7 protein-coding genes are annotated in these 6,130 nt (G+C 46.9%); 3 read left to right on the top strand and 4 right to left on the bottom strand.

All coding sequences use genetic code 11. The features are described from left to right. Positions 1-434: 434 nt before the first annotated feature. Positions 435-1,409: an aldo/keto reductase gene (locus tag EOO49_RS18350; RefSeq protein ID WP_290848384.1), complete on the bottom strand. Its 975-nt coding sequence runs from the start codon at positions 1,407-1,409 to the stop codon at positions 435-437. Positions 1,410-1,486: 77 nt separating this feature from the next. Further along, complete coding sequence (locus tag EOO49_RS18345; protein ID WP_290848383.1) at positions 1,487-2,056, bottom strand: Crp/Fnr family transcriptional regulator; 570 nt, start codon at positions 2,054-2,056, stop codon at positions 1,487-1,489. A gap of 181 nt (positions 2,057-2,237) precedes the next feature. Here EOO49_RS18345 and EOO49_RS18340 point away from each other — a divergent pair, with 181 nt between their 5' ends. The 3 genes from EOO49_RS18340 (at position 2,238) to EOO49_RS18330 (ending at position 5,244) form a co-directional block, all read left to right on the top strand. Then, entirely contained in the window at positions 2,238-2,816 is a 579-nt protein-coding gene (locus EOO49_RS18340; protein WP_290848382.1) for a Crp/Fnr family transcriptional regulator, read from the top strand. A gap of 86 nt (positions 2,817-2,902) precedes the next feature. Continuing rightward, positions 2,903-3,994, top strand: coding sequence for an SDR family oxidoreductase (locus EOO49_RS18335; protein WP_290848381.1), 1,092 nt, complete (start codon positions 2,903-2,905; stop codon positions 3,992-3,994). A 224-nt stretch (positions 3,995-4,218) separates the two neighbouring features. Then, the gene (locus EOO49_RS18330; RefSeq protein ID WP_290848380.1) at positions 4,219-5,244 is read left to right on the top strand and encodes a T9SS type A sorting domain-containing protein; all 1,026 of its coding nucleotides are present in this window, start codon (positions 4,219-4,221) and stop codon (positions 5,242-5,244) included. 107 nt (positions 5,245-5,351) lie between these two features. Here the strand turns inward: EOO49_RS18330 and EOO49_RS18325 are convergent, their stop codons facing one another. Then, positions 5,352-5,645, bottom strand: a complete 294-nt coding sequence (locus tag EOO49_RS18325; RefSeq protein WP_290848378.1) for a hypothetical protein — start codon at positions 5,643-5,645, stop codon at positions 5,352-5,354. 69 nt (positions 5,646-5,714) lie between these two features. Beyond that, positions 5,715-6,113, bottom strand: coding sequence for a helix-turn-helix domain-containing protein (locus tag EOO49_RS18320; protein WP_290848376.1), 399 nt, complete (start codon positions 6,111-6,113; stop codon positions 5,715-5,717). Positions 6,114-6,130: the final 17 nt, after the last annotated feature.

Raw genomic sequence — 6,130 nt, 5'->3', positions numbered from 1 at the left:
GGCGAGGCAAACCGAGGAACGAGGTTCACTGAATCCTTTAAAAAACAATAAAAATCAATGAAGTAAAAGTAAGCCCCGCTGGCAGGCGACGAATCAAAATCAAAGCCTGCGGCAGCGCATCTGCCGAAAAAAGCAAAATAAGCGAAGCTTATTTTTATTTAGGCTTCGAGAGCGAGAAAAGGTTCCGGGCAAAATGAATAAAAATGAAGAAAAAAGGATCGTCTTACAACAATCCCTAGCCCGGATGCGGGCAAACTAGCCTTTTGCAGAAAAAACCGAATTTTTCTAAGTTTAAAACAGCGACCGCAGGAAGCTCGTTTTAAACCCAAGAAAAACCGGTTTTTGCAAAAAAGCTAGTGCCAGGTAGCCGGAAAAAGCTCCAAAAACAAAACTCGCTAATGAGCAATTCAAACCATCTGAAAATAAATAAATCTTTATTTCCGTTTTGTAGCGTCCTGAATTTGAGCCGGATATCGTTCCCCAAAAATCTGAATAGTCGCAAGAGCCGAATTGATTTTAAAAAGCTCGTCAGCGGTCAGTGAAACCCCAGCCGCACCAAGATTCTCCTCAAGTCGGTGTATTTTCGAAGTTCCCGGAATAGGAACAATAAACGGCTTTTGCGCCAACAGCCAACTCAACGCGATTTGCGCGGGCGTGACATTTTTGTCGTTTGCGACAGAGACGACCAAGTCGACCAGCTCCTGATTGGCTTCGCGGTTTTCCTTGCTCAGGCGAGGCGACATGTTTCGGATATCGGTCGTTTCGAGTGTGACGTTTCCGTTGATCGTGCCCGTCAAAAATCCCTTTCCCAACGGACTGAACGGCACAAAACCGATTCCCAATTCTTCTACTGTCGCGATGATTTCGTGTTCCGGTTCCCGGTGAAACATGGAGTATTCGCTTTGCAGCGCCGTTACGGGCAAAACGGCGTGCGCCTTCCTGATGGTTTCGGAATTCGCTTCGGACAATCCAAAATATCTCACTTTTCCCTGATCGATCAAATCCTTGACTGTTCCGGCGACTTCTTCGATAGGGACGTTTGGGTCGAATCGGTGTTGGTAAAATAGATTGATCGCGTCAATTCGCAGTCTTTTCAAGGAAGCCTCGGCGGTCGCTTTTATGGTTTCGGGTCGGCTGTCGAGACCGAATTTTACATTTCCGTCCTTGAAGCCGAATTTTGTCGCGATCGCGATTTCGTTCCGAAAAGGATGCAATGCCTCGCCAAGCAACAGTTCGTTGTCGCCATAACCTTGGGCGGTGTCAAAAAAAGTGATGCCGCGTTCTACCGCCGCTCTCAGCAGTCTTATGTTTTCCTGCTTTGTGGGTGCGTTTGGGAAACTCAATCCCATCGCGCCAAATCCTATTGCGGAAACTTCCAAGCCGGCGTTTCCTAATTTGCGTAGTTCCATTTTGGACTGTTTTAGAGTTGCAAGGCAAAGGTTGCACGGTAAAAAACGGAATCGCTTGCCATTTGGCAAAAAGCGTTCTAGCGACTGTTTTTTCTGATCCTGCTCAAAGAAGACTGGGTAATTCCAAGATACGAGGCGATAAATGACAAAGGCACACGATGCGCTACCGACGGAAATTTCTCCAGGAAACTGCGGTATCGCGTTGTCGCATCCTGAGCTACCAACTCGCTTCGGCGGTCGAGTTTTTCAAGGTGGTGTTTCGCCACTATTTTTTGGACAATCCCGTCCCAACCCACGATTATCTGCGAGATTTCCTTCCAGTCTTTTTGTGTGAATACGACCATTTCACAGGTTGTGATGGCCTGTAGATATTCCGATGGAATGTAGTGTCCGCCGGGCGTCGGGCCGTCGAGAATCAAGTGGTTCTCGTCGATGAAGTAGCGCGTGTGCTCTTTTCCGTCCTGGGTAAAATAGTAAATCCGAAGTATGCCTTTGGTAAGAAATCCTATTCGGTTGACCGTTTTTCCGGCTTCCCAATAAAAATCGCCTTCCCGAAGTTCCAATGTGGTTGCCTTGCTTTCGACAAGCGCAATTTGCTGTTTGTTCAGATTGCCGAATTGTAGGATGTGATCGATGAATTGTTCCATATCGCAAAGGTAGGAATCGTTTTTTGGGTCGGATTTTCCATTTGGCAAAAAGCGCGCGGTTGCCAAGATTTTATGTCAGATGGATTCCGATCAGAAAATCGAGAACTGTCCGAAAAGTTTGCGCGAGGAACTCCGACCGTGAATGCTTACTTTTATGACGTTTTATCCGAACACGGCGTTTATGCACGACAAACTATTCGAACATCTGGAGCAAAAAATTGCGCTTTCCGAATCTGAAAAGGAAATCGTGAGGCAGTATTTTGTTCCGAAGAAAATCAAAAAGAAGAAACTGCTTTTGCAGGAAGGCTATGTTTGCCAGTATATGACTTTTGTGGTGAGCGGACTTTTGAAATCGTACAATAGCGACGCGAAGGGAAAAGAGCACATCAACCAATTTACGCCCGAAGGCTGGTGGACGTCTGATATGAACAGTTTTTTCAGCGGCGTTCCGGCCCAATATACGATCGATGCGTTGGAAGATTCCGAATTGCTGCAGATCACCGCCGACGATTTTGAAAACCTGACACTTCGAGTCCCGGTGATGGATCGATACTTCCGACTGCTTTTCCAGAATAGCCTGATCGTGAAAGAACGTAGGTTGGTGAATGCGCACATGCTAACGGCCGAAGAAAAATACCGACAACTTCTCGAGAGCAATCCCGGACTTGTGAATAGAGTGCCACAAAACCTTTTGGCGTCTTACCTCGGGCTTACCGCCGCAACCGTGAGCCGTCTCAAAAAACTCGTCCTTTTCCAGTAAATACTTGATCTAGATCAACCCGATTCGATGTTTTAGGACATTTTCCTGCCGATGTGTCCGCACTACTTTTGTGGAAAAGTTCAAACATGGAAAACCACAAACATCAAAGTACCGACAACGTCGCGCTTGTCGTAGGTTCAACGGGAATGGCCGGCAGCAATCTGGCTTCGAAATTATTGGAAAACGGATGGTACGTTTACGGCTTGTCGCGTTCGTCCAAAAACAATCCGGATGGCGTAAAGGCGATCGCCGCCGATCTTCTCGACATCGACCAGTTGACCGAAGCTCTCAAAAACGTCGCACCTACGCACGTCTTTTTCACAACATGGATGCGAAACGATACCGAACTGGAAAATATTCGCGTGAACAGCGCTTTGGTTCGCAATTTACTCGATGTGCTTTCGGTCAAAAAATCGGTGAAGCACGTCGCTTTGGTCACCGGACTCAAGCATTATCTCGGGCCGTTCGAAGCTTATGCGAAAGAAGGTACTTTGCCTCAAACGCCTTTGCGCGAGGAACAGCCGCGTCTGGATCTCGACAATTTTTACTATGCGCAGGAAGATGAAGTTTATGCTGCGGCAGCTCGCGACGGATTCACCTGGAGCGTGCACCGTCCGCATACTTTGATTGGTTATGCCGTCGGAAACCTGATGAATCTTGGGACGACACTTGCGGTTTATGCCAGCATCTGCAAGCAAGAAGGATCGCCGTTCGTCTGGCCGGGTTCGGAAGCGCAATGGAATGGTCTTTCGGATGTAACCGATGCGCGAATTCTTGCCGACCAATTGCTTTGGGCAGCAACAACATCCGAAGCGAAAAATACCGCTTTCAACATCGTGAACGGCGACACGTTTCGCTGGAAATGGCTGTGGCAAAAAATCGCCGATTATTTCGGACTTGAAATTGACGGTTACAATGGAACAATGCGTCCGCTTGACGAAAGGCTTGCGCTTGAAGCCGAAACGTGGACGAAAATTGCCGAATGCCACAACTTACAGGAAAGCGATCTGACGAAAATCTCAACCGCTTGGCACACCGATCTTGATTTGGGACGTCCGATAGAAGTCATGACTGATATGGCGCGAAGCCGGAAACTTGGATTTACGGCGTATCAGCCAACCGAAGCCTCTTTTTTCGATCTGTTCGACAAACTGCGTGAGGCGAAGTTGATTCCGTAAACGCGCACTTGGATAGCGCGAGCGTTTTTTGAAGACATTCGATGATTTATCCGAAGCTGAAAATGTAATTTTTTCCGATAATCGGTTGTTTGTGCACTTTGTCGAAAACGCCCTTTAAGGTGTGTTAATTTTTTGCCAAACCGATCAGATAGCCTAGTTTTGCCGCTGCTCTAAAAATAGGGTATGTCGAAAATCAGCTTTAAAAAAGAAAAACAAAAAATTACATGAAATCAAAATTACTCAGCTTATCCTTTTCACTTGCCTTTGCATTGGCAGTGAATGCGCAACAAACTTATAGCAGCGGCCCGATTACGACGGGAACAACTACAAAAAGTGGTGTGGCGGCTCCTACAATTCCGGCCCAACATCAATGGAGTGAATTGCAGAACGCCGCGGGAAACACGACCCAAACCAACAATTACCACGGGTTTGACGGCTATTACAACAACTCGAACGTCAACCTTAGGGTTTTTGACGATTTCACGGTGCCGTTTTCCCAAACCTGGAATATGAGCAGCGTCGACGTCTACTGCTATCAATTGGATTATTTGGGAAGCACGCCACCTGTAAATGAACTCAAGGTTCGCATCTGGAGCGGATTTCCTTATCTGAATACTTCCACTATCGTAGCCGGAAACATGACAGCGAACATTCTTGACGCGGCAAACAGCCAGGATATGTACATTCTTCGTATCAGCAACACGTTAGTGCCGACTCCGGGAACGCCGCCTACTGAAAACCGCAGAGTTTGGAGACTCAGAGCCAATTTGAGCGCGACTTTGACTGCAGGTGTTTATTGGATCGAATACAGCGGTAAGTCCGTAAACAATGCGATCTTCAAGTTCATTCCGACTACGACTGTAGATTCGCGCGGCAGCGGAAATGCGGCCCAATACAACGCGATTGCCGATACGTTCAGTTCGCTGCTCGACACGGGAAGCCCGCTTTCTGCTCCGGATGTCCAACAAACGCTGGCTTTCAACATCAACTATTCCAACCCGCTTTCGACCGACGAGGTTTCTTTGGAGTCGAGAGTGCGCGTTTACCCAAATCCGGTTTCGCAAATCTTCAACGTAGAAGTGGCGGGTTCCGAAGCCGTAAAATATGAATTGACCAATGTTATGGGCAAAGTCGTAAAACGCGGGGAAACGGGAGCGAACATCGATGTGTCCGAGCTTGCTTCTGGAGTTTACCTGCTTGGCGTAACGGTTGACGGACAAAAAGTCTACAAAAAAATCGTCAAGAAGTAATACTTGCCTAACCAATGTCCTGTCCTGGTTTCCGGGACGCATACAACGCCGTCGCTCAAGTGATGGCGTTTTTATTTGGTCACTTTTTGATTGCAAGAACTCGATTGTCAGTCTTGTCCGAGATAAACATCCGAAGTGATTTTGAGGTAACTTCTGTCAGAATCATAAAAAATCGTGAGCCATTGTAGTTTTCGCTCGTATTGGCTTATCAGATATTCGATGCGCGTGCCTGATTTCCCGTCATAATTGACATTTGGCGTTTGGGTGCGCCGGCCGATGTCGTCCAAAGTGATTTCGAGGTTTTGGATGAGGTTACTTTGGGCGATCGCGATTTGCTTGTCGATGTATTCGTCGGTGATGTCTTTCGGTTCTCCGAAATATTCGAAAGTGTAGTCGTACATTTTTGTTATTGTTGAATCGTGAGTTTTGAGAATCGATTTGGGATTTAAGATCAGCCGTTGTTTTAAAATTCAGGATTTTTTACCGCTTAAATTTCCGGATCTTTCCTGTCGGATTTTCTGTCTATGTTGCATTCCCCATTTTGTCATTGCTGTGACCAATTCCTCTAGCGTGTGGCTGTAAGGAAGCAGTTCGTATTCGATCGTCACCGGATAAGTCGCGGAGGCTTTCTTTACGATAAATCCGTTCAGCTCCAATTCTTTCAGTTCGCTCGAAAGCACGCGCGCAGAAATTCCGGTAACCTGTCGCTGCAACTCACTGAAACGTTTGTTTCCCCTTGCCATAGCGATGATTATCATGAGTTTCCATTTGCCTCCTATGGCGTAAAGCGCGTCGCTCACAGCCATGAGCACTGTGGTGCATTCTTCTGTAAAGGCTTTATTGTCAGTGGTTTTTGAATTGGTTTCCATATCGATAATGTCGATGT

This window comes from Flavobacterium sp., assembly GCF_004295795.1.
Lineage (GTDB): Bacteria > Bacteroidota > Bacteroidia > Flavobacteriales > Flavobacteriaceae > Flavobacterium.
This window is presented reverse-complemented; position numbering and strand designations above follow the sequence as displayed.

Excerpts from the sequence above, each read along its gene's own strand:
- EOO49_RS18350 (WP_290848384.1), bottom strand. The coding sequence starts at position 1,409 with ATGGAACTACGCAAATTAGGAAACGCCGGCTTGGAAGTTTCCGCAATA.
- EOO49_RS18345 (WP_290848383.1), bottom strand. The coding sequence starts at position 2,056 with ATGGAACAATTCATCGATCACATCCTACAATTCGGCAATCTGAACAAA.
- EOO49_RS18340 (WP_290848382.1), top strand. The coding sequence starts at position 2,238 with ATGCACGACAAACTATTCGAACATCTGGAGCAAAAAATTGCGCTTTCC.
- EOO49_RS18335 (WP_290848381.1), top strand. The coding sequence starts at position 2,903 with ATGGAAAACCACAAACATCAAAGTACCGACAACGTCGCGCTTGTCGTA.
- EOO49_RS18330 (WP_290848380.1), top strand. The coding sequence starts at position 4,219 with ATGAAATCAAAATTACTCAGCTTATCCTTTTCACTTGCCTTTGCATTG.
- EOO49_RS18325 (WP_290848378.1), bottom strand. The coding sequence starts at position 5,645 with ATGTACGACTACACTTTCGAATATTTCGGAGAACCGAAAGACATCACC.
- EOO49_RS18320 (WP_290848376.1), bottom strand. The coding sequence starts at position 6,113 with ATGGAAACCAATTCAAAAACCACTGACAATAAAGCCTTTACAGAAGAA.